Source organism: Paenibacillus sp. O199, from assembly GCF_001636635.1.
Taxonomy (GTDB): Bacteria; Bacillota; Bacilli; order Paenibacillales; family Paenibacillaceae; genus Paenibacillus; species Paenibacillus marchantiae.
Genome location: NZ_LGRP01000008.1, coordinates 293,468 through 316,677 on the forward strand (window position 1 = coordinate 293,468; position 23,210 = coordinate 316,677).

The 23,210-nt window shown below is 35.8% G+C and carries 23 protein-coding genes; all 23 read left to right on the forward strand.

Going from position 1 to position 23,210, the window contains the following annotated elements:
• Positions 1–2 precede the first annotated feature (2 nt).
• A complete protein-coding gene (locus A6049_RS15255; RefSeq protein ID WP_063565469.1) occupies positions 3–1,121 on the forward strand; it encodes a hypothetical protein in 1,119 nt (372 codons plus the stop codon).
• A 64-nt stretch (positions 1,122–1,185) separates the two neighbouring features.
• Positions 1,186–1,653 carry a hypothetical protein gene (locus A6049_RS15260; protein WP_063565470.1) on the forward strand — a complete coding sequence of 156 codons (468 nt, stop codon included), beginning with the start codon at positions 1,186–1,188 and terminating at the stop codon, positions 1,651–1,653.
• 18 nt (positions 1,654–1,671) lie between these two features.
• The gene (locus A6049_RS15265) at positions 1,672–2,061 is read left to right on the forward strand and encodes a hypothetical protein (protein ID WP_063565471.1); all 390 of its coding nucleotides are present in this window, start codon (positions 1,672–1,674) and stop codon (positions 2,059–2,061) included.
• 32 nt (positions 2,062–2,093) lie between these two features.
• The gene (locus A6049_RS15270; RefSeq protein WP_063565472.1) at positions 2,094–3,272 is read left to right on the forward strand and encodes an Ig-like domain-containing protein; all 1,179 of its coding nucleotides are present in this window, start codon (positions 2,094–2,096) and stop codon (positions 3,270–3,272) included.
• 14 nt (positions 3,273–3,286) lie between these two features.
• Positions 3,287–3,796 carry a hypothetical protein gene (locus A6049_RS15275; RefSeq protein ID WP_095206112.1) on the forward strand — a complete coding sequence of 170 codons (510 nt, stop codon included), beginning with the start codon at positions 3,287–3,289 and terminating at the stop codon, positions 3,794–3,796.
• Positions 3,797–3,798: 2 nt separating this feature from the next.
• Positions 3,799–4,269 (forward strand): hypothetical protein, encoded by a 471-nt coding sequence (locus A6049_RS15280; protein WP_063565473.1) that lies wholly within the window; start codon positions 3,799–3,801, stop codon positions 4,267–4,269.
• A gap of 11 nt (positions 4,270–4,280) precedes the next feature.
• Positions 4,281–5,000, forward strand: coding sequence for a polysaccharide deacetylase family protein (locus A6049_RS15285; RefSeq protein ID WP_145921927.1), 720 nt, complete (start codon positions 4,281–4,283; stop codon positions 4,998–5,000).
• An 8-nt stretch (positions 5,001–5,008) separates the two neighbouring features.
• A complete protein-coding gene (locus tag A6049_RS15290) occupies positions 5,009–5,818 on the forward strand; it encodes a hypothetical protein (RefSeq protein WP_063565475.1) in 810 nt (269 codons plus the stop codon).
• 67 nt (positions 5,819–5,885) lie between these two features.
• Positions 5,886–6,146 carry a hypothetical protein gene (locus A6049_RS15295; RefSeq protein WP_063565476.1) on the forward strand — a complete coding sequence of 87 codons (261 nt, stop codon included), beginning with the start codon at positions 5,886–5,888 and terminating at the stop codon, positions 6,144–6,146.
• 116 nt (positions 6,147–6,262) lie between these two features.
• A complete protein-coding gene (locus A6049_RS15300) occupies positions 6,263–6,718 on the forward strand; it encodes a hypothetical protein (RefSeq protein WP_145921928.1) in 456 nt (151 codons plus the stop codon).
• A 59-nt stretch (positions 6,719–6,777) separates the two neighbouring features.
• On the forward strand, positions 6,778–13,419 hold the full coding sequence (locus A6049_RS34410; protein ID WP_063565478.1) for a phage tail tape measure protein: 6,642 nt from the start codon (positions 6,778–6,780) through the stop codon (positions 13,417–13,419).
• A 44-nt stretch (positions 13,420–13,463) separates the two neighbouring features.
• Positions 13,464–17,015 (forward strand): phage tail protein, encoded by a 3,552-nt coding sequence (locus A6049_RS15310; protein ID WP_063565479.1) that lies wholly within the window; start codon positions 13,464–13,466, stop codon positions 17,013–17,015.
• Positions 17,016–17,089: 74 nt separating this feature from the next.
• Entirely contained in the window at positions 17,090–17,878 is a 789-nt protein-coding gene (locus A6049_RS15315) for a stalk domain-containing protein (RefSeq protein WP_063565480.1), read from the forward strand.
• A gap of 259 nt (positions 17,879–18,137) precedes the next feature.
• Positions 18,138–18,305 carry a hypothetical protein gene (locus tag A6049_RS33270; RefSeq protein WP_161490597.1) on the forward strand — a complete coding sequence of 56 codons (168 nt, stop codon included), beginning with the start codon at positions 18,138–18,140 and terminating at the stop codon, positions 18,303–18,305.
• Positions 18,305–18,721, forward strand: a complete 417-nt coding sequence (locus A6049_RS15320) for a type II toxin-antitoxin system PemK/MazF family toxin (protein ID WP_063565481.1) — start codon at positions 18,305–18,307, stop codon at positions 18,719–18,721. Before A6049_RS33270 ends, A6049_RS15320 begins: the two co-directional genes overlap by 1 nt.
• Positions 18,722–19,039: 318 nt before the next feature.
• Positions 19,040–19,426 (forward strand): type II toxin-antitoxin system PemK/MazF family toxin, encoded by a 387-nt coding sequence (locus A6049_RS15325; RefSeq protein ID WP_095206113.1) that lies wholly within the window; start codon positions 19,040–19,042, stop codon positions 19,424–19,426.
• Between the two features lie 411 nt (positions 19,427–19,837).
• Positions 19,838–20,287 (forward strand): YkyB family protein, encoded by a 450-nt coding sequence (locus A6049_RS15330; RefSeq protein WP_063565482.1) that lies wholly within the window; start codon positions 19,838–19,840, stop codon positions 20,285–20,287.
• Between the two features lie 299 nt (positions 20,288–20,586).
• Positions 20,587–21,096 (forward strand): hypothetical protein, encoded by a 510-nt coding sequence (locus tag A6049_RS15340; RefSeq protein WP_063565484.1) that lies wholly within the window; start codon positions 20,587–20,589, stop codon positions 21,094–21,096.
• Positions 21,097–21,143: 47 nt separating this feature from the next.
• The gene (locus tag A6049_RS15345) at positions 21,144–21,881 is read left to right on the forward strand and encodes a hypothetical protein (RefSeq protein ID WP_063565485.1); all 738 of its coding nucleotides are present in this window, start codon (positions 21,144–21,146) and stop codon (positions 21,879–21,881) included.
• 47 nt (positions 21,882–21,928) lie between these two features.
• On the forward strand, positions 21,929–22,162 hold the full coding sequence (locus A6049_RS15350; protein WP_063565486.1) for a hypothetical protein: 234 nt from the start codon (positions 21,929–21,931) through the stop codon (positions 22,160–22,162).
• Positions 22,163–22,217: 55 nt separating this feature from the next.
• The gene (locus A6049_RS15355; RefSeq protein WP_063565487.1) at positions 22,218–22,478 is read left to right on the forward strand and encodes a hypothetical protein; all 261 of its coding nucleotides are present in this window, start codon (positions 22,218–22,220) and stop codon (positions 22,476–22,478) included.
• Between the two features lie 44 nt (positions 22,479–22,522).
• Entirely contained in the window at positions 22,523–22,765 is a 243-nt protein-coding gene (locus tag A6049_RS15360) for a hypothetical protein (RefSeq protein ID WP_063565488.1), read from the forward strand.
• A 25-nt stretch (positions 22,766–22,790) separates the two neighbouring features.
• Complete coding sequence (locus A6049_RS15365; protein ID WP_063565489.1) at positions 22,791–23,201, forward strand: hypothetical protein; 411 nt, start codon at positions 22,791–22,793, stop codon at positions 23,199–23,201.
• Positions 23,202–23,210 lie beyond the last annotated feature (9 nt).

The following is a 23,210-nucleotide window of genomic DNA, read 5'->3' on the forward strand; positions in this document are numbered from 1 at the left end:
TAATGAAAAATTTTTATGAGTTTAATTCAGCAAAAGTAACGAGCAAATCGAGTGATTTTAATTTTTCAATGCGAGAAACGTCTCCTATCGTAGAGATTTTCAATGCAATGCGAAATGGCGAAGAAACTTCACGGTTTAATGCAAGGCATGTAGATATGGTTCATTCACGACTCAAGGAGTTGGGAAGTCAAGCTCAGATGGGAAATTTGGGCGCTAAGGCAGAAATTAATACAATTGTTCGATATGTATTGGAACCTAAGCTTCAAGAAATGATTCAGTTGGCAAACTTCGTAGGTACATTTAGGAACATTGGCTACGATGAACAAGCTATGATGCGTACTTATAAGCACACTGGAATCAAAAGTAACTTTCAGGCTTCTCAAGGTGATGTAACTTTTGGAGCAACTGAATGGAGAGAGTACCCTATCAACACTCAAACGATTAGTTCAGGTTTTGCTGTTAACTATCGTGAAGTTGCAAGCGGGAATCTAGATAAGATTAGCGAAGGTATGCAACAGGTAGAAGTAGATATGCTGAATAAATATGCATACTTTATTGTCTACAAATTGTATCATGCCATCAAAGATGCTAAAGGTATCAAGTATTTTTCAGAAGCAGATGGGATTAATGAGACAGCTCTGAATGATATTCTCAAAAAAGTTCGGCGATTTGGTCGAACATCTATTACAGGTGATTATTCGGTAGTGTCTCAATTGAATGATTTCAGTGGATTTAAAGCTGATCCTTCAGATGCAAAACGGACATTCCTGTCGGAGTCTGTTATGAATGAAATTCGTCAAACTGGATTGCTTTCAACATACAATGGAAGTCCTGTAGTAGAACTGACCAACCAATATGATATGACATCTCTTAATGCATCTGGAGATAACTTCAAAACATATCTGCCAGAAGGTCTATTGTTTGTCATTCCTCAAGGAAATGTGTCTCCACTTCAAATCTTCAAAAAAGGTGGAATCACTACTATGACAGCACAAGATATTACAACAGGAACAGAACTTACTCGCTTTGATATGGAAGTCGGCGCAGGCGTAGCAGAAGGACGTGAGCATGAGATTGCAATGCTTTCGGACACTAGATTTGATGCACCCGTAATTAAGTAATACAACATTACATTTAGGAGAACGGTTTTTCGTTCTCCTTATTATATTAATGGAGGTAATAAGGTTGACTATTGATGAAAATAAAAAAGTGAAAGTCTCCAATATTTGCACTTGGGATTTGTATGTTAAAAGAATTGAAAGTAATGGAGATTTTAAAATTGCAGCTAAAAAGTCAGTAAGTGTTCCTGTTGCTGAGATTATTGCACAGGTTAACAATGATAATAAATTGTTTGCTGGAGATGACGGAAAAGGTTCAAACGCTAGGGTTTATATTGAGGATAACGAGTTGCGTGAGTATCTTGGATTTGATTCTGAAGAAGACAAAGAAAAACAACAGATTCTAACAGAAGATGAGATTGAAAGAATTCTTGGTCTAAAAACCTTTTCTAGCTTCAAAGAGAATATTGAGAAGAAGGTTCTATATTCTTTTCAAAAGGCTCTATTGATGGAAACTGCAATTAAACTCAAACTCAATGATCGTGCAAAAGTTAACTTTATTGAGGATTATACTGAATTGAAGTTTGAAGGATAAAAGGATGTGCTGTGTTAAATGACAACATATCAAGACATACTGAATTCTTTTTACTCTAGGTTTCAGTCTACAAAACTACTACCAGAAGGATTAGTGAAAGAATTCTTCAATCAGGCTTTGGGTGATTTTGAGATTGATCTTTATCCATTGGGATGGAATATTGAATCACAAGAGTTTGACGAAATCTTGGAGAGGTCAATAATCAATCTGCTAGGCAGATTGATGTATGCATCCTATCTAAGCAGAGAGGTTGACAGGATCGTTAAACTAACTAATATTGTCGGCAAAGATATTTCTCTAACTGGAATGGGCGACTCAAAACGTTTTTCAATGATGAAACTGGCAGAAGAAGAGTCCAAGATTAATGAAATGAAAAGCAAACTTAAAACAAGCAGCTACTATGAATAGGAGGTGAAATTATCGAGAGTCCATGGTATTTAATGAATGGCGAAAATTATTATTCAGGTTTTGAGCGTAACCACTTTGATGAATATGCTCAAAATGGGTTTAATGAATTACTTGATATTTCACCTGAATCATATGTAGTTGATATCAATAATCAGAAACTGAAAGTTATCATCCAGCAGACTACAAAGGATAACATTCTTCAAATACTAGGCAATGAAAATTCATTTGATGCCGGGGATATTGTTAATCATAAGAATGATAGATATCTTATTATGCTAAAACCTCAATTCAATCAGATGTATCAGAAGAGTAAAATGGAGATGTGTAATATTGATCTAAAGTGGATAGATGATGGGGGAGAAATCAAATCATATCCCTCAGTGTTCTATTTCAACACTAGGTCAAACTTTGGGGTTGAGGAAGATAAAACCTTGTCTCTTCCAGATGGAAGACGACAAACCGTACTTCCTGAAAATGAAGATACGGTGAAACTCAAAAGAGATGCCAGATTCATCATAGGTGGAGAAGCTTTTAAGGTTATTGATAATGATTATGTAAGTGATCAAGGTTTGGTGAATTTAAGTTTTAAATCAGACTCAATCAATACAACTACAGACAATGTGGAACTTGGCATTGCTGATTACCATAAGTTAGCCAAGTATGAAATTTCAATTTCGAATGGCGAGATGCTTGCTATTAAGGTAGGTGACACATTACAACTCAATGTTAAAACTACGAAAAATGGAACTCCGGTTGAAATACCTCTTTTATTCAGTTCTTCAGATGATTCAATAGCTACTGTATCTGATACAGGGCTTGTTTTTGGTATCCAAAAAGGCAGTTGTAGCATCCAAGTTTCAGGAAAGGGTGTTTCGGCAAGTATCGATTTGAATATCATTGAAGATTTGACTCCGAATTACACCGCTGAAATCATTGGTGAAGATAGTATTTACAATAATAGAACCTCTACATACACAGTTACATTTAGAAATAATGGATCTGAAGTAGCAGACACTTCTAGATTTTGGATTACTGCCGTAGATGGCAAATCTACTGATTTAGCTGTAATTGAATCACAGAATTCGGCAAATAGAACTTGTGTGATTAAGAGTAATAACAATCGAAAACTTGGAAGTTTTACTTTGCATGTCGAGAATTCTAATGGGCTTTCGACAGGTAAAAAAGATATAAGAGTTAAATCACTAATCTAGAAAGGAGATGTCATTTGAATACAATTCTAAGATTCGGTGAAATGAAGGCCGAACAATTTGTTCAAGGAGTAAATAACAATTGGATTATTTTTAGTCCACTTCTATATGCAAAACAACACTCTTCAGGTATTGATAATATGGTTATCATTAACAATCTAGTTACAAAAGAGATTGTAGATGCTGATTTGGATGTGACTATTGATTCACCGTATGACTATGTGTATTCCATCTCAACTGATAACAGGCTAAAGCTTTCTTTTAGTAAATCAAAGCACACAGATAAGACAAGTGCATTAGATGCATTGAAATGCGTAACTATCATATATACCCTAGGCAAACTTAAGCCCAATGGCGAGTATTATAGAGTTGTTGCACGTAACAGTCTTGGAGAGGAAGTTCATCGTACTACACCACTAACACTAGATAAGGTTGATAAAGTTATTTCAACTTTTGATGACACACGAGATGTTGGAACAAGCGGATTTTTGAGTTATCAGATTGTACGTGACTATATTGTGGAGTAGCCATGTCTAGATTCTCAGAATTATCTAAAGATCGACTTGAGGTATTGGATAGGTTACTTTCTGACACAGAGATTCTTAAAGCTGTTGTACATAACGATACAAACTTTCTGGATAAGGAAATTCCGAACGTAGACGATGTAGTGTATAAACATATCTATCCTCACCGTTTTATCCCTAAGACATCTGATGAAAAGAAGACTTATGTCACAATTTCCTTTGGTAAATTTCGTCCTGTGGGAACATCATTTAAAAGTGGATATGTCACATTTACTGTGATTTCCCATCAGGACTTATTTCGTACTGATTATGGATGTATGAGAGTTGATTATATCATTCAAAAAATTGATGAGTTGATGAATCAAACCAGAGGAATAGGAATTGGTAAGGTTGAGTTTAGCGAATCCGATGAAGTAAGTTTAAACACTGACTATCATGGGATGTACGTCATGTATAAGCTATACGATTCCAATTGAGGTGATGTCCATTGAATAATGATGACATCCAATACAATTTACTTGGTAACCTTCCTATTCACATTGATGGTTTGGGCTATGTCAAGATTCCTTGTATAAGAGATATCTTTTCTATGGGTATGAGTAAATACAATACATATTTATCAACTCTACTGATTGATAAGTCATTATTCAAAGATGATACTATGTCTGAACAAATAACGAATTTTGATTTATTTATGAGCAATTGCTTTCATGATGAGATGTATAGAATTGTGGCATTTAAAGCTTTGGAGTTGTTTTTTGGAAAAGAACCAAGACTTCATCTTGAAGAGAATACTTTAAAAATTCTCATTGGAGATGAAGAAATTACTGATTCTAATTTTGCATTGATTCAGGACGTAATAACGTTAGGAAATAACGTGAAGATATCAAAAGAACCGGAATACAAGGCTGCCAATAAACATGCTCAAAAATTGATTGACATGATTAAGAAGAATAAATCCAAAGCACCTCCCAAAAAAGAGAAGATGGACTTACATAGTATTATTTCAGGCTTGATATGGAAAGAGAATGGTCAGAGTTTAGATAGCATTTTAAACATGAACATCTATCAAATTTACAATGGATTCAATACCACCAATAGCATTGAAAACTATCATCACACAGTTTCTGCTTTATATGCAGGAACAATTGATGGAAAGAAAATTAAAATGTCTGATATTCATTGGGCAAATAAAAATACGGAGTGATTTATTAAATGTCTACGCCAAACGTATGGGCAATTCGTGAGGTTGCATTGGCAACGTTCTACGATAAGAAAACAAAGAAAGCAAAGATTCAGCTTACAAACCTGAAAACATCAGGAATTGAGAACACCGCCGATATTTCTTATGCTTTAGGTGGTCCCGGAAACAATAAGATCGTAGGATTTTCGGGTAATCGTGGTGGTAAAGTTGCTTTGCAAGATGCTGTATTTACCAATGAAGTTATCGCTATGATGACTGGTAATGATATTAAGAAAGGTCAAACACCAATTATTTATCGTGATGTTATGAAAGTAATGAATGATAAAGCTACACTCAAGTATACTCCTGCAACCCCAGTGGCTGGTTCCGCTACATTGAACTCGGTATATACTTTGAATCCTGATCAGACACATGAAGAAGAAATTATTGTTGCAACTACTTCTACTGCTGGTAAAGGGGAATATGCAATTGTTGATAAAGAACTAACATTTAATGCTGGCGAATTTGCAGATGGCACCGAGATTGTAGCTTATTACACAACTCAGAGTGGTGCATCAGCTAAGACGATCACAGTTTCCTCAGATAAATTTGCAGGTACATATGAAGTAGTATTGGATTGCTTAGTTAGAAACGTAATTGATAAAGAGGATTATGCTGCACAGATTCATATTTTTGACGCAAAAATGGAAGATAACTGGAATCTTGATATGGCTGCTGAAGGTGACCCATCTGTATTTGACATTCCAATGGAAATTCTCAAGCCTGTTGACCGCAAAGAATTGTACACAATGACAATCTATGATTCAGAAGAACTAGCGTAAAAATAAAAATACATATAGCGAGGGATTTATTTCCCTCGTCTTTCTTTATGAATGAGGTGGAACAGTTTTGAGATATGTTAATATGGATCATTTTTATGAGAACCAAGGTATGCTTATAACTTGGATTAGGAATGAACTTGGAGCCACAATTGAAAGTATCAGTAGATTGTCAATGTTGAGAGTGAATGAAATAGAAGAGTTTGAGCAAGGTTACACAAGCAATAGTGCATATGACAAATGTCTCAAGGCATTGATTGAATATGCAAATGAAACAGATCAATCATTTACTGAATTGATGTATCGATTATATGACGTAAAGTCTAGATAAAATCTAAATTTGATGAAGACAGAAGTTACCTTGTAATGGGTGCTTCTTTTTTGTGTTTAATCGACTCTGAAAAGGAGCTTCGATTCGAAGATAACTTATACGGGAGTGAATATGATATGGCAAATAAAATTACACTGGAAACACTTGAAAACCTAAAGGAAATTAAGCAGAAAAAGGACATTCAAGTTATTGATGTTCATGGGAATACGTACGATGTTCAATTGGATACGTTTTTCTATGAATCTAAGGTTGAGAAAATTGCATCAGATTATCTTGAACTACTGATTGAATTAAATAAAATGACAGACGTAGACAATGACATGGTACGGCAGACCTTCAAATTGATTTATGTAATGGTACTTAGGGAATTCACTGATATTCCAATTCCACCTAAAACAACAATCACTGAATTGATGGGTCTATCTGTTTCATTGGGTGATAGCGGGATCACAAATGAAGTTATGAAGTCAATTCCCAATAAAGAGTTTAGAAAAATTGAAAAGAAACTGAAAGAAGTGGAGAAACAGTCCAGCAAAATTATGGCTGAGGTTGTTGTAAAAGCTTCTATTTAATCCTTGGGGGTGACATTAGTCATCCCTATTTTTTTTATTAATATTAAGGACGTGTATATATGAGCGACATGCGCATACTCATTGACGCAGGGTTGAGCTATAGTAGTTCAATTAAGAACATTAACGATGGAATTAAAGCACTATCCCAATCTAAATCCCTTCAAACATTGAGCTTAAAAGTTAATATTGATCCTAGTTTTGTGAAATCTGTAGATGGATTCATTAAGGCGACACAGCAATTAAATAAGGCATTGGAACAACAGAACAAAGTTGTTAACGAAACAGTTAAGACGACTAAAATGTTGGATGGTTCCATTGAAAAAGTTACTGAACGTCATTTGGCTAATGGTGAAGTAATAACAAAAACCAATAAAAAGATTGATGAGAATATTAAGCGTGTTCAAGATGAAACCAAAGCTTTTAATGACCAAGCCAAGACACTCAAGCAACTTGAAAAAGAGTTAGACGGATATGGTCAGACTAGATCAAAGGTTAATAAGAATAAAACTGGAGAAGTCACAGGTTATTCGAATACATATCAGAACACTACCGGACAAAAAGTAACCGTAAATACTGATGCTGAAGGCAATATTAAGAATTATAATCAGCTTAACGATTACATAAAACAGCAACAAGAAATGACTCGTGTTGCCAATGAAGAAAGTAAAATCAGAAAACAAATTTCTGATAACGAAATTAAGGCTGAACAGAAGGCCGCTCGTGATCGGTTAGCTATCGATAAAGCGCATGGCGAAGCGATTAAAGAGAATCTTAATAGACAAAAATCTATGGCAGACATGCAAGCCAGAATTAGCGCGGCTCAATCGAGATACAAAGGGAACTCTTCAGCTGTTGCTGAGCTTACTGCGTTGAATGCTCAATTAAAAGATGTAGGAAAGGTTAGCAATTACAAAAATGCTCTAACTGAGTTGCAAACCAAACTTACACAGATTACATCTCAGGCTAAACTCAGCGCACAAAGTGTTAATGGTCTTGGTAGTCAATTTGGTCATGCAACGCAAAAGGTTGCTCTATGGCTAGGAGCTACAGCAGGAGTATTTGCTCCAATTAGAATGCTGAGAAGTGGCCTGCAAGATATCTATGATATGGATAAAGCTATGACTGATTTGATGAAGGTGACAGATGAGACAGACGCAACTTATAAAAAGTTCGTCCAAACTTCTTCTTCATTAGGAGATTCAATTGGTAATACTACTCTCAATGTTATCAAGTCAAGTTCTGAATGGGCAAGGCTGGGATATGATATACAGACTGCTCAAAACATGGCTAAACAAACACTGGTTTATCAAAATGTCGGAGATATTAAAACACCTGAAGATGCGTCCAAACAACTTATTTCATCAATTAAAGGCTTTGGCATTGAAGTTGACAGAGAAGCCAATAATGTCGCCAAAGTTGTAGATATTTATAACGAAGTTGGTAACAAGTTTGCTATCTCAACTGATGGCATTGGTCAAGCAGTACAACGCTCAGCATCATCGTTGTCTTCGGCGGGAAACACTATCGAAGAGTCAGTGGCACTTATTACTGCCGCCAACACAACCGTACAAGACCCAACTAAAGTAGGTAACGCTCTTAAAACTTTATCGATGCGTTTACGAGGTGTTGATGAAGATGGTTCTGCTGTTGATGGCTTACTTCCTTCATTAGAAGAAAAATTCCAATCAATCGGACTCACCCTTAAGAAAGACGAAAAAACATTTAAGAACACATACGAGATTTTTAGTGATTTGCACAGTGTATGGGACAGATTGAGCGATATTCAGCGTGCTGATGTCTTAGAACTAGTAGCAGGTAAAATGCAGGGTAATATTGCATCCTCTATGATTGAGAATTGGAACGATGCAGAGGGTGCCTTGCAAGCAGGATTAAATTCTTTTGGATCAGCCGCCAAAGAAAATGCTGCATTCTTGGAAAGTATGCAGGGTCACATTGCGAAGTTTAAAAATGCTGTTTCAGACTATTGGGGAAACAGTGCAAGTAGAGATTTCTTAAACAGTATCATTGATGCAGGAACTAAACTGATTAAAACTTTGGGGAACGTAGGTAGAACAGTTGGTATTGTAGGTGGGCTATTCATTGCTTTTAAATCAAAAGCTATAGTCGATACTACAATAAGCTTGTATAAATGTATTACGGGTTTATTTGCAACAAAAACTGCCATGGATGGTGCTGGCGATTCTGCATCTCGCGCTGCGACAAAAATGACAATTTTTCAACGTTCATTAGGCATACTGGGTTTAGCTGTAGGGGTGATATCTACTCTTGTTGCAGTCTTTTCGCAACTCGACAATGCAACCGAAAAAATGAATGATACTATTGACAAGACAAATAGTAAACATGAAAAATTGTCCGGAGAACTCCAAGATTCAACATCATATTACAAAGAGAATTACAATGAAATCTCAAATAATGCCGATGTTAAAAATAAATTATTCGAACTTCAAAATAGATTAATTGATACATACGGGTCTGAAGCAAGCGGAATCAATCTAGTCAATGGTAGCTACGAAGAGCAAATTGCAATCCTTGAGAAATTAACTCAAACTCAACTGAAAAATAAGATAGCTGAAGACCAAATACTCGTTAATTCCATTCAAGAACGTAAATACGCTTCTCCCGTTCTTTCTGGAGGAGTTTTTAGTAAGAACTATAAGGTTGATGAAGATTTCAGCCAAAGAAAAACCAAAGATTTGAGTCTAGAACAATATTATCAAGAGTTACTGAATATGCGCGATAATCTTATGAGCAGTGATTTTGATAAGATAACCTTCGCTGGCTTATCTAAAGCACCTAAAGATGCAGAATCTCTCCAAATAGCATTGGAATCAATCAATAAAACGATTGAAGATCTTCAGCCTTCGATGGAAACAATTAATCAATTAGAAGCAGACAAGAAAAAAGAGATTGAAGCTAATACTTCTGCTCAACAGAATTACAATGATACACAAAAAGAACTGTTCAATACAGTAAGCAAATCTCTGTCAAAGCTACCCACTGAACAATTCAAAAATGTAATTGCAGAAGCATCAAAAGAAATTAAGAACTTCGATGGATCAAATCTTGAAAAGACTGTAAATTCCATTGCAATGTTTTCAAGTTTAGATGGGAATAATGAAGTTGTTCAAAGCCTTTATGATATTTTCAGCAATGCCACTAAAGCCGCTGATGGAATGTATATGTTCGGTGGATCTGCAAGTGAAGCAACTGAAGACACTAAAAAGTATGCAGAAGCTGTAAGTGATACTATCAGTGATATTGGCGAGTTAAATGACACCATGTACAACTTATCTAAAGGTACGGTTCTCTCTGCTAATGAGATGACTAAGTTGACTACGAAGTATCCAGTGTTAGCCAAAAATGTTAAAGAGTTAAAAAACGGATATACAATTGAAAAATCAGCGCTAGAAGCATTGAAGAAAACTAAAATTGACTACTTTAAAACTCTTGACACTCTTGGGCAAAAAGAAGTCATTGGCAACAAACAGGCACTCGTCGATAAGATGAAAATTTGGGGAATTGAGATTGAAGCCTTGTCTACTATGGCTGAGCTGAGCGCCGCAAAAGCTCAAGTAGATATGAATATCGCTGCTGAAGTGGTAGTTGAAGATTTAACAGGTAAAGGTATTGAAAATCAAGCAGTAATAAATCAAGCCAAAAAGGCTCAACAAGCTGCTGCTGGACCATACAAAGAACTTTTAGATCGAATCTATGACTTGAACACTTCTTTTAAAACTATGCTCGGTTCACTTGATGATGTTGGATCTGCTAAAGATAAAGATAAAAAGACTACAGAAAAATTAAATAACACATATACAGATACCAATGAGATTCTGACCGAAACTCAGAAGAAACTTATCAAACTAGCTGATGCTATCAAGAAAGTTCAAAATGAACGTAGCACAATGGTTAAGGGTTCTAAAGAGTATATTGCGAGTTTAGAAGAAGAGAAAAGACTACTTGATGACAAAATAGCTACTCAAGAGAGAGCTCTTCAAACTCCATCTGAATTAGTTTCGACTAAGGTTAAGACAACCACGAAAACGGCATCTGGTGAACCTGCACCAACCTCTTCAGTATCAACATCCTCTTCTTCTACTGCAACATCTAGTGGCAGTTACTCTGGTAAATATGCAGATATAATCAACAAATACGCTTCTCAAAATGGTGTCGACCCTAAACTGATCGCTGCTATTATTAAAACTGAAAGTACATTTAATCCAAATGCAAAATCTGGAGCTGGAGCCGCAGGATTAATGCAACTTATGCCGGGCACCGCAAAGGGATTAGGTGTTAAAAACTCCTATGACCCAGATCAAAACGTGGCTGGTGGTACTAAGTACATAGCAAGTCTCCTTAAGAAATACAATGGTAATTTGGAATATGCTCTTGCGGCATACAATGCTGGCCCCGGCAATGTAGACAAGTGGATTAAAGCTGGTAAGATGGGGAACATTCCTTTTGCTGAGACTAAAGCTTATGCGCCTAAAGTTTTAGCAAATTATAATGAAATCTCAGGTTCAAGCTCCCCTACTTCTAATACTAGTTCAGCAACAAAAGTTAAAACAACTAGCTCTGATGGTAAGACTACAACAGAAGTCGTTAATGCTACACAAAAAGAAATCGACGATGCTAAACGTGATACAGATCTAACAAACTCATCGGATAAGGCCCAGTCATATCAGTTAGGGATAGAAATTGTTGAAGGCGTAATTGCTGGATCAGAAAGTGCAATATCAGCTTTGCAGTCTAAACGTGAATTGTCGGCCAATAAACAAAGTCGATTTACACAAGACAGTCCAGAGTGGCGCAAAGAGGAAATGGCTCAGAGTAGTTATCTTCAACAAGAACAGAAACTAATTGAGCAACAAAATAAAGATATTCGCCAACAATTAATTGATAAAAAGATTACTCAAGGTGAGTTTGACGCTAAGCTTGCCGAGAATAGCGCCAAGTGGTGGGATTATCAAGCTCAAATTGACGAGAAGCGTAAGAATGTATTTGATAGTCAACTATCTTCTTATGACAAACAAATTAAAGCTGATGATGATGCCCTAGCTGTATCTGATGCCAATTTGAAACTGATGACTGAGGGTTCTGTTGAGTACAATAAAGAGTTGAAAAGTCAGATTCCAATTCTTGAACATAAGAGTTCAGTTTTAGCCAAAGAGATCGAGTATACCAAGTCTCTGCTTGCAAGTGGTAAATTGAATGCTGAAATGACTGCATACTATAATGATAAACTTCAAGAATTCAATTTGTCGTTACTTGGAACGAACTCTGCATTAGCTGATGTAAATAAGACCCTTAAAGACTTACGTGAGTCTGCTGCTGACAATGTTATTGAAGAGTATAAGAAAGTAATTGAAAAGCAACGCGATTTGGCTTTGGAAGCTCTCGATCAGGAACGTGAGAAGGAAGATAAGCGCCACAAGGAACGCACCAAGAACATTGACGATGAGCAAAAACAATTCGAAAATTATATTAATGCTCGACTCAAAGCATTTGACCGTGAGAATGCTGGTGTTGACTACGAAGAAGAACTTAAGAAGAAGATGGAAGAACGGCAAAAAGTTCAGGACAAATTTAATAGATATTCTATGGATGATACTATGGAAGGTAAAGCTGTTCGTAAAGAACTGCAAGACCAACTAGATGCCCTAGATGAAGAAATCTTTAAATATCAACGTGACCGTGAACGTGAACTGATTAAGCAGGGCTTACAAGATCAACTCGACGATAACAAGAATTACAACGACAAGATTAAAGATGAAGAAGATAAACTTCATGATGATACGCTTGATAAGATTGACGAAGAAAAGAAAAAGACTGAGCGTAAATATAAAGACATCCTTGAAGATCAGAAGAAATTCTACGAACTCAAAAAGGGCTTGATGAGTAACGATGCAATTGTTGTAACTGCTACACTTGGAATCATCGGTGGAGAGTATGACAAGTTATTTGCCAACATCAAAGACCATACATTTGAGACATCTCAAGAGATGCAGAATATGATTAATGAAGTTCAAACTTCTTTGGAAAATCTGAACAAATTCAAAATTGGGGATTATACAAATACTGAAGCAGGTAGTGGCGGTAGTGGAAGTAATACTACTAACAATGGATCAACAGGAACAATTAAAGGAACGCCTGCTGCACGACAAGCTTGGACTGAGTATCTGAGCAATAAACAGCAAGCTGAGAACATGAAAGAGGAAATGAAGAAGTTTGAGAAGGGCTCAATGGAGTATAAAGGTTATGAGCAACAATTTAACCAACTCAAGTCTAAGAATGACCAACTTCGTTCCGTGTATGGATTCCCTGACGGTAGTTACAAGGACTTAGTGAGTCAAAAGATATTCTCTGCTGAAACTGGCGGTATGACTCCTGCTTGGGGATCTGGTGGCAAACTTCTACTAGCTCATGAAAAAGAAATGATTCTCAATAAGTCTGATACAGGGAACATGTTAAAAGCTGTTGATATTACTCGTAGTATCGTTGATAACATCTCCAAAGTTAATTTATCCTCTATTATTCCTTCATTTAACAATAAGCAATCCACACCTGAACAAAAGATTATCAAGTATGAAATCACAAACAATATCACAGCACAACCACACCATAGTGTTAAGGACGTAGCTTCAGAAGTTGCATCAGCAATTAAGAAAATTAAACTATAAGGAGAGGGTTAATTCCCTCTTCTTTATTTGTTAGGAGAGATAGTTTGTTAGGAAACATAGACCGTAATAAAAAGCCGATCCAACCGCAATACTTCCTCGCTAAACCCAATCGAGAAATCATTAGTAAACTGAGCGAAGCATTTAACGACAATATTTCAATGGATTTGAATGGAGTAGGAGAATTAAACCTCTCGCTGCCATACAAACTTGATAAACATCACTCTTTAAAAACAAATAAGAACATCGAACTTATTAGAGAAAGATACCTGATCAACACTGTTACAGGCAATAAGTCTGAATGGTACATCATACATAATATTGAAGATTCCTTAGACAACAGTGACATGTTGAATGTGTCTTGTTATTCTCTTGAGTACGAATTAAACAATACCCTGATTAAAAGCTATTCTGTTGAATCGTATGGGGCAGACAAAGTAATGATTGATATATTGGCAAATACACTTTGGAATATCGACTATATCGATGCAGATTTCAAGCTGAGTAAGAGAGCATTTGAATTTACTTCAACAAATGCGTTGGCTGCCATTGTGGACATTGCGGACAAGTATAATGCAATTTTGAAATTCGACTCAGAGAGTCGACTTATAAGTATGACTAAGCCTGAGCTTACAGGCATCAATATGGGTCTTACTTTTGGTTATGGTAAGTTAATGAAGAGTATGAATGTTCATAGTAATGCAGAGGACATGGTGACTCGTCTATATGCATATGGAAAAGATGGACTTGGTATTCAGAAAGTTAATCCGACTGGACAAAACTATATTGAAAATTTTGGCTATTGGATGTATCCATTCCAACGAGATGCCAATAAAAGTGTGATTTCATCAAGTCACTATATGACTGATTCACTTTGCCATGCTCTATTGGACTATGAAGCGCTAATTGAGAGTAAAACAGGATTGTTTAAGCAGTACTTGGATAGTTTGGAATTGTACGAGAGAGAGCTAAACGAACTCAAAGTCGATTTGAATAAACTCCAGAATGATGAAAAAGTTATTCAAGAGGTTAAGGTTACTCAACAATTTGGCGATAAAATGTTCTTTGAGAAGTATAGTCATAGCGGTAGTACATCGAGAACTTTTAAGTTAAACAAAGGCTACAATTATGCTGCAATGATTAAAGTTGACTCCTCTTCAGGTTTAACTGTTGCGTTGAATGGATCGGTTAAATCAGTAACATCGGGTAGATGGGTAATGTTGGGCAAGTTAAACAATCTTGATACAACAACTATTACAGTTAATGGCTCATCCACAGGTGTGTTTATGCAGGTTGCAACTATTAGCATCGAAGAGTATCAAATGGCTGGCAATGATAATGCAATAGTTGAACGATACAGTTTGGATAATAAAGAGAATCAGATTAACCTCAAGCAAATTGAGATTAGTAATAAGTTAAATCAGATTACAAATGTTCAGAGTCAAATAAGTAACTTGAAGAACATACTTGATTCAGATAATAATTTTACAGACGAGCAACTCACAGAACTGAAGGATTACGTGATCGAGAAAGAATTCAGCGATGACGTATACATAGATGAAAAAGATTTATATGAAGCTGCACAAGAGAAATTTAAAGAGTTGCAGATTCCAGAATTATCTGTTGAGGTAGATATCGTTAATTTCCTAGAGATTATTGAAGAACAAAGAAATTGGAAGAAACTAAATCTAGGCGACTTCATCAATATCAAATATGAACCATTAGGTAAAGCTTTGACAGCTCGAATCATAGGAATTAATTTTGACTTTAGTGGATCGAGTATTAAGTTAACGTTGAGTAATGCTAAAAATGTTAATGATGAAGCGAATCTTATTGAAAAGTTGATGAGGGATTACAAAAATACTAGTGTAATCGTGGATACAAGTAAAACCAAATGGGGTCAAGCTGTCGTTGATTCTTCTGATATGAGTCGTCTTTTTGAAAATGTATGGAACAAAGTAACAAATCAAATTAACATGAGTATAAATAATACAGTTGAACTAAATAATCAAGGAATAACAATCAGTGATGATGAAGACCCTCTTAGATTCCTTCGTCTGACTCATGGTCAAATAGGACTCACCCGCAGCGGGGGACTCCGATTCGAAACAGCGATTGATGCCAGCGGGGTCATTGCTGAGATGCTCTATGGAAAAGTCATACTTGGACAGCGTGTCGTAATTGCCGATACGACTGGTGTATTTACCATTGAAGGTTCAAAGTTAATGATCGATGACCGTTGTGGACGACCTGTTTTAAGATTGGGGCTCACATCAGAGTTACCAGACGTATTTGGTATGCACGTAAATCGATATGCTTCAAGTAATTGTAACGACAAGACTATCACAAACGTATCAGGTATAGATAATGGTCGTGGATTCTACATTGATAAGATTCGTAACGGAGTAACAACCAATGTATTTGGATTGTCTCAAGAAGGCGATTTGCGTCTACGTGTTGGCGACAACAATGAGCTTATGCTCCTTACCTCAGAGGGTCTTTCCCTAGGAGGAAATACGTGGGCAAGCAGCCCAACACGTTTTGATTTCCTCGGGAACGCATGGCTAAATTCCTTGTTTGCTGATCGTGCAGTCATCAAAAACTCTAAGTTTGGAAATGGTGAAATTGATGAATCGTCTCTAACGTTGCGTGACGGTGACGGCATATTTCGGATTTTTCCCAAGGTTGGTATGTGGGGAGGAAAAATTTCAGAGGGAGCAGAAGATTTTGATAAAGGTAATTTTTCAGTTGATATGTATGGTAATCTTAAAGCTCACAACGCTAAGTTTTACGGTAAAGCTGGCGAATTGTTAATTGACACTGATGCAGGAGTAATTGACCTAGACAAGTTTGATATGATCAACGTGGGTAAACTCATGGCTGAAATGCTTGAGGTTAACACAATCCTTGCAGATGATGGATATGTGAATAATCTGACTGTAAATAGGCTGAAAACCATTGGTAAGGATGCGGAAGAGGGTCAGTTTATTGATTACATCGATATCGAAGGTAACAAGATACAGTTCATTACTGCTCAAGTATCAGCTAAAGAACAAGCTAAGGATTCACGTAACAGGCTTCTGTTTTGGCAGGACAGTGAGAAACGTATCCTGACTACAGAAAACACAGGTATTATTGCATACTCTTACACCCTTCCTAAAGACAAAATGAAGATCAAACGTGAAATAACCTTTGAAGGATCTGGTGATGCAGCTCAACCAGTCGAGAAGATTGGAACAGGTGATGGTGGAGCTAATGATAGAGCCAAGATGGTTAACACTAAATATAACGGTGGATATAAGCAGGAGTATAAAGCTAGTAACAATGCGAGAGAACGTAGCATTGACTTTAAGGACACAGGGATTTATGTCAATTCAGAAGGTGGAGCTTTCACAGCGCAGAGCAAAGACTTTCAATTTATAGCTACAGAGGGCGGTTCTTATAAGTTAGGTCTCGCTAATGGTTCGATATTTGAACTTTCCTCAACTGGATTAAAAATAGATGTCCAAGGAAATATTGAAATGAAGGCAACAGGCAACATTACTAGAACTGCTGGCGGTAATATTAAAGATCAAGCAACACGTATCGATTTGAACTAAACTATACCATTTAAATTGCCGATAGTAATGGTATAGACTAAATATGAAAACTATACCATTATTGGAGGTACATAATGAAAAAAATGATTGGTAAATTGTCTACGTTTACATTAGGAGCAATTGTTGGTATCACAGTTACAGCAGGAACAGCAGTAGGTGCGGCCGCATATCTTAAAGCTACTCAAAGTAATGTAAAGATTGTTGTAGATGGTACTCAGGCAAAATTATCTGATAGTCCTCTCAATGTTAACGGAAAACTTTATCTTCCAGTACGAGACACAGCAAATGCCATGGGCTATTCAGTAGAATCAGTTACAAGTTCTCAGGTTTCCTTGAAAGAGGGAGTTTCGGCAAGCAGTACAACAGCTAGTAATGGTACAAAAACGGATTCAAACAATGGCTCATCTGGAACTATTGTTACCACTCCAAGTGTCAGCAATAACTCAAATTCAACAAATACTTCAAGCAAAAAGGTGAGTAATTTGAAAGAAACATATTCAACTGATGGTAAATTAGATGCCGATAAGTTGCGCACTGCATTAAACAATGGAACCCTTGGGGTCAATGATCAAGATTCTAATACAGGCAAAACTCTTCTAATGTTCGTTATTGAAGAGAATAATTATGAAGCCTTTAAAGCAATTAATAGAAACGCACTTGATGTAAATGTTCAGCAAAATGATGGAAAAACTGCTTTGCACGTAAGCGTTATTGAGCAAAATGATTTTTATTTTGGTGAAGTCCTTGAACGTAAACCAAACGCTAAGATTAAAGACAATAATGGTAAGATTGCATTTGATTATGCCGAAAAAAATTCATCTTTTAATATGGCTCTCAATGCTTACATGCTTTTCAACAAATAAACAATAACAAATCCACTTAAGCGTCTAGACTAATTCTAGGCGCTTTTTCTTTTACCAACTATGTTCAGATAGCAGCAACTATTACCAACTAAATGTCGCATATACATTGTATATGTTATATGAAGGTGATATGATAAAGGTACGATCTTCCAGTTCTACGTTGGGTAATAAGGGTATATACCTTTTAATAAAAAGAAATACTTTTACCAACTAAAGAACAAAGGGAGATGTTTGTAATATGTGTGAGGAGGACAAAGACATGTCTACAATCCAAGAAAACAGAAAATCTGCATCGAAAACTCCTGAAGGCATTAGCATGGGATTTCTGAAAACTGCTAAAAGACTTCCGAGAAGAGATGGTAAAATTGTATTAGATCGAAATAATCCAGAACACGTAGCTTGGGCAGAAGGGTATGAGCGTAAATAATGTTGATTTTGCCTAAAGACATATATGAAGTTTATCGTGAGTATAGCGATGATCCAAGTGAGGGCAAACGTAGGCCAAATTTAGTCATTTATGTGGACGATGATGATGTTTATTGTTTGCCTATCACTGGTACATCTCCAAATAAACCACCTAGACACAAGGATGACTATTGGAAACTAGAGATTGAAGGCTGGAAAGACTCACAATTAACTAAGAAATCGTGGTTACTTGTAAATCAAGCTAAGATAATTAATAGAGAAGATATAGAGAAAACTCACTACATAGGCCCTCTTCAAGATGAAGATTGGGAAAGATTACTCCTGAAAAATGAAGAGTATGAGAATTATTTAATAGAGTTAAGTAAGAATAGGCGTGTACGTTCAAACAAAAGAAATAGAAAACAACAAGTAGACTAACAACGGATTGGGCAAATGAAGCCTGATCCTATTTTTTTCAACATTAAAGATAAAATAACAGTTTCAATTATTATATTTACGTTTAATATGAAGTATCCCAAGTTTAAATTCACATACCCACATTTTTACTTGTCAAGCTTTTTTAGTCGGGGACTAAAATATTGTTGGTTGTCACGTTTTACATATTGACTGTGATTCATATTTGTGAAAATGGAACGTGTGTTCTCTTGTAAGTGACTCAAATTAAGGTATAATCAGTTTAAGAGTAAAAATAACACTGTGTCGTAAAGAAAAATAAGACTAAGGAGTGGATGCATTATGAGTTTGGTAATGGAGCGTAGAGGAGCTGAAGCTAAGACAATAAAAAGGATGGAAGTTTGGAATGTTGATTTAGGTAAAGGTGAGGATCATGTTCAGGGAGGAGTTAGACCGTGCTTAGTGGTAAGTAATGATATTGGTAATAGGTACTCTCCAGTTGTAATAATAGCACCTTTAACATCAAGCAAAATTAAGAAACCAATGCCAACGCATGTTTATGTTGATGCCGAATCTTGTGGAATGTATAGTGATAGCACTATCCTATTCGAGCAAATCTTAACTATTCCTAAGAAGAAGTTGGAATTTAAAATTTTTGATATGCCAAAGATTTACTTTAAGAAGATTGAAAAAGCAATGCAGATTAGTCTCAGTATGTCTCTTACATAAGCATTAAATAATAAAATAATAAGAGTAAAAATAAGTATTGACGAAAGAATATCCGTGAATTATACTTAGAGAGTAACAACAAATAAAACTTAAGGAGAAAACAAATGAGCCTGAAACTAGCACTAGAAGAAACAAGTACATATGATGATGCGACTATGCAGTATTCTCAAAAGAAAATGTTCTGAATGAAGACCTTGGTTACTTCAAACTTACTCAAGATAAATTGTATCCAGTACACGAAGAAGATGATAATCTCACCCAAAGTTCAGATTACTACATAATCAATGATGATGGTACAGCTTCTTTTATCGCACTAAAATGTGTCAATCGTAAACTATATAAATAATAAAATAATAATCCAAGATTTATTTCTTGGATAATACATAGATTACTCTGTTAGGGAGGTGATATTTGATTGGGGAGGAGATCACAAATAACGATCTTCTAAAAGAAAGCGAAGCGTTGTTTACGATTAACAAGGCAGCGAAACGAGCTGAGAAGATTTATAGGAATAGTAGTTGTAACAGTGGCAAGTGTAGCAAGAAGAAATTGGGAAAGAAATTGAATAAGCTATATGAGATGAAAAGGGAAATAATCGAGAAAGCAATGACCTCTGAACATGCTGAACTAAGAGGGATACATAGTAAATTTGATTGGTTTGGGAACAAGGAAGATCTCTTATATTATCGCTTTGGTAAATACAATTTTCATGTTCCGGTTGATTCGTTTGAAAAGAGTAATGCTCCCTATTTGGGAGAGTATGTACAGATGAAGTATGTAAAGAAGAATAGGTGTAAATATACAACAAGAAAAGCGAATATGATTTTAAGCAACTGGATGCTGGAGTATGGAGATGAATAGAATAAAACATTGGTTTAATTATGGAGATTGCTTTTTTATTGAAATTGATGACGAACATTACACTGATGCGGAATATGAGTTATTTGTTCGTGGGCACGGCGAGTATAGTGACCTGAAGGGATTCATCGATCTTGTTAATTGGCTCTCTGAAAGGAAGGTCAATATTAGACTTATTTTGAACTCATCTCATAAGAGGTTAAACAAGAAGAACTATAAGTTTGTGAAAAAGTTGCAGAGTAAACACAAATTGATACCACAGGATATTGAAGTGTTATTGATAACTGAATAGGAGGAAGTAAATGTATCAAGTAATGTTAACTGAAAAAGGTAAATTGGAATTGGATAAGTGGGATGCTCTCATTAAACAAGGAAATGAAGACTTTTCACAAGAAGAGGATTTTCAAATTATTACACCTTTGGCGATTGTGGCGGGTAAAATGTCTGCTGACTTTATGACAATCATTACTAAGTCAAAGAGTATCACTGAAGTGGTTGATGAACTAAATAAACAGATGGAGTATAGATGTGAATACACTTGTGATGGCTCTAAACTTGATCCTGACTGGTTCGCGTTTAAATTGATGGAAGATTATCGATACAATCATTTGATGAACTCTACTATTGGAGCAGACTTGTTATATGCTTTATTGCTCGACAATTCGGACTTCGAAGGCGTGAAGAATATGCTAGTTAAATCATATTCAGAAAAAAATAGCGCTCTTGGTGAGATCATTGCACAGAAAATCGAAGAAGCAAAGACACCATACGAACTGCTTAGTATTAAAACAACTTCAGAATTAATAAAATAAGGATTTCATTAAGAATTAAAATACATATAACAACGGAGGAATAATATATGAAACTGGAGCTTACCAATGGAAGTGTAATTGAAAGTGTTGAAACTACTGATGGGAAGTTGTCAAGCAAAGAAAACACTAGAGGTAAAGGAATGGGTTACTGGGTCATGGACTGGGACATGAGTAAATCAGGTTTTGAGCATAATGAAAATACATGCAAGAATGATGTGCTGAATACGCTTCTGGAAATGGCTGAACAAAATCAGAAAAGTGCAGTAGCTACAAATTCAGAAAAGTGGCACATTGAGCCTGACTGCGTAGAATTGAAGACATCAGATGATTACCATCTAGTTATCTGGAGAAATCCAATCTCAGGAGGGTTAAATGGATATGTAGGAATTAATAGAAGTCATCCCTTCTTTGCACACCAGTACGTTAAGAAACAGGTCAGAGATCTGGAGGTACATGGAGGAGCAACGTTTTCAGGGAAACGATCATTTACTGGCTTTAAGAAAAAATACTGGTACTTAGGTTTTGATACTGGACACTGTTTCGACTTTAGCCCATTCATTTACGAAAAACTTAAGACAATTGGCTTTAATTCAGCAGAGGATACTAAACAATTTAGTAGCTATAAGGATATTTCGTATGTCATCAATGAAACAGTATATCTATATGATCTATTGAAGGAAGCCAAAGCGAAAGATACTGGTTATGTACATAGCTTCAAAAAAGAATATAAATTGCTTACACAAGCAAAGAGAGCGAATAAAAGATTGAGTATGAGTTTTATCTGATGAAACAAAGACTTAAAAAAAATACATATAAATCGGAGGAATAATATATGAGTAGCTTTTATATGCCTAAGAATTTTACAACAGAAGATGTCGTGAGTTCTATAACCGGAAGCGATAAACATTTTTTTAATCATACCAATAAAGGATTGCTAATCGCTCTGAATCATCAATTGGAGAATGTTTCTTTATTACCAGATGGTGGGGGTAAAGATCTAATTATTCAGGAATTCGTAAATCCTATTCTTGAAGAGATTGATAAAAGACTTTCTCAAATGTTTTAATTTCAGATGAAACAAAGAGTTTATAAAAAATCATATAACAAAGGATGATCATTAAATGAAAACACAAGTAAACATTGATCTCGAAACTCTTAACAAATTGAATGAGGAAATTGCTACCCTTCAAAGCGAATTAAACCAATCACAATTCAGCCTTAATGAGTATCAAGGTTCTCTTCAATCAGTTCTGACGTTTGTAAAGGTTTATGGATATGACGAAGAGATGGTGGAGTGGTTGATGGACTACTCTCATCTAAAACCAAAGGAACTAAACCAAGATCAGATTAATGGTGTGAGAGAGTGCTTAGAAAATATCTAGACTTTAGATGAAACAAACATTTGATCCTGAAAGGAGGTGAAGAGTTGGAACAATACAAAACATCGTTTCAACATGAAGGAAGACAATATGAAGCAATCGCAAAGAATTATAAAACATTTTGCCCTGATGTAGGCTTTAGTTTGACTGTTTATGAGATTGATAATGGAGAATCAAATGAGATTTATGCTAACCCACACAATATTTACAATCTTAGAGATTGCGGTACTACTATTCGCATCCAACTGAAATGTAAAGGAAAGCGTATTAAGTGGGTTGAACAACAATAATACATAACAAGGGAGATTATAAAAAATGGATAGAAAAATGGCTGAAAATTTGATGACTGCAAACACGGATATGGGACGAGCATACCGCAATTATATTATGGCTGGATTGACTGAAGCACAAATTGATGAAGCTCTTGGGTTAACACCAAAACCTCAAGTAGTAATCGTAGATGATTCGGAGGATCAAATGACAACAGTTAATGAAATCAACGCAGACTATGGACTGTATATGGGGAACCTGATGTTAGAAGCGCTATGCAATAAAGAGCTGGAAGTAGATACTGACATTTACTTTAAGGCTCCTGATGATTATTTGGATGATGTAAGCGAGTGGGGAACATTGCCCATTAAGAGTGCAGCACAAGAATTTCTTGAACAATTCTATGATCCTCAAGGAGTAGAATCAATTCTAAACAGATATGAGTGGGAAGTTTAAAGGAGAAAC

Excerpts from the sequence above, each read along its gene's own strand:
- A6049_RS15270 (WP_063565472.1), top strand. The coding sequence starts at position 2,094 with ATGAATGGCGAAAATTATTATTCAGGTTTTGAGCGTAACCACTTTGAT.
- A6049_RS15290 (WP_063565475.1), top strand. The coding sequence starts at position 5,009 with ATGTCTACGCCAAACGTATGGGCAATTCGTGAGGTTGCATTGGCAACG.
- A6049_RS15365 (WP_063565489.1), top strand. The coding sequence starts at position 22,791 with ATGGATAGAAAAATGGCTGAAAATTTGATGACTGCAAACACGGATATG.
- A6049_RS33270 (WP_161490597.1), top strand. The coding sequence starts at position 18,138 with ATGTCTACAATCCAAGAAAACAGAAAATCTGCATCGAAAACTCCTGAA.
- A6049_RS15255 (WP_063565469.1), top strand. The coding sequence starts at position 3 with ATGAAAAATTTTTATGAGTTTAATTCAGCAAAAGTAACGAGCAAATCG.
- A6049_RS15300 (WP_145921928.1), top strand. The coding sequence starts at position 6,263 with ATGGCAAATAAAATTACACTGGAAACACTTGAAAACCTAAAGGAAATT.
- A6049_RS15345 (WP_063565485.1), top strand. The coding sequence starts at position 21,144 with ATGAAACTGGAGCTTACCAATGGAAGTGTAATTGAAAGTGTTGAAACT.
- A6049_RS15350 (WP_063565486.1), top strand. The coding sequence starts at position 21,929 with ATGAGTAGCTTTTATATGCCTAAGAATTTTACAACAGAAGATGTCGTG.
- A6049_RS15265 (WP_063565471.1), top strand. The coding sequence starts at position 1,672 with ATGACAACATATCAAGACATACTGAATTCTTTTTACTCTAGGTTTCAG.
- A6049_RS15355 (WP_063565487.1), top strand. The coding sequence starts at position 22,218 with ATGAAAACACAAGTAAACATTGATCTCGAAACTCTTAACAAATTGAAT.
- A6049_RS15315 (WP_063565480.1), top strand. The coding sequence starts at position 17,090 with ATGAAAAAAATGATTGGTAAATTGTCTACGTTTACATTAGGAGCAATT.
- A6049_RS15340 (WP_063565484.1), top strand. The coding sequence starts at position 20,587 with ATGTATCAAGTAATGTTAACTGAAAAAGGTAAATTGGAATTGGATAAG.
- A6049_RS34410 (WP_063565478.1), top strand. The coding sequence starts at position 6,778 with ATGAGCGACATGCGCATACTCATTGACGCAGGGTTGAGCTATAGTAGT.
- A6049_RS15325 (WP_095206113.1), top strand. The coding sequence starts at position 19,040 with ATGAGTTTGGTAATGGAGCGTAGAGGAGCTGAAGCTAAGACAATAAAA.
- A6049_RS15320 (WP_063565481.1), top strand. The coding sequence starts at position 18,305 with ATGTTGATTTTGCCTAAAGACATATATGAAGTTTATCGTGAGTATAGC.
- A6049_RS15280 (WP_063565473.1), top strand. The coding sequence starts at position 3,799 with ATGTCTAGATTCTCAGAATTATCTAAAGATCGACTTGAGGTATTGGAT.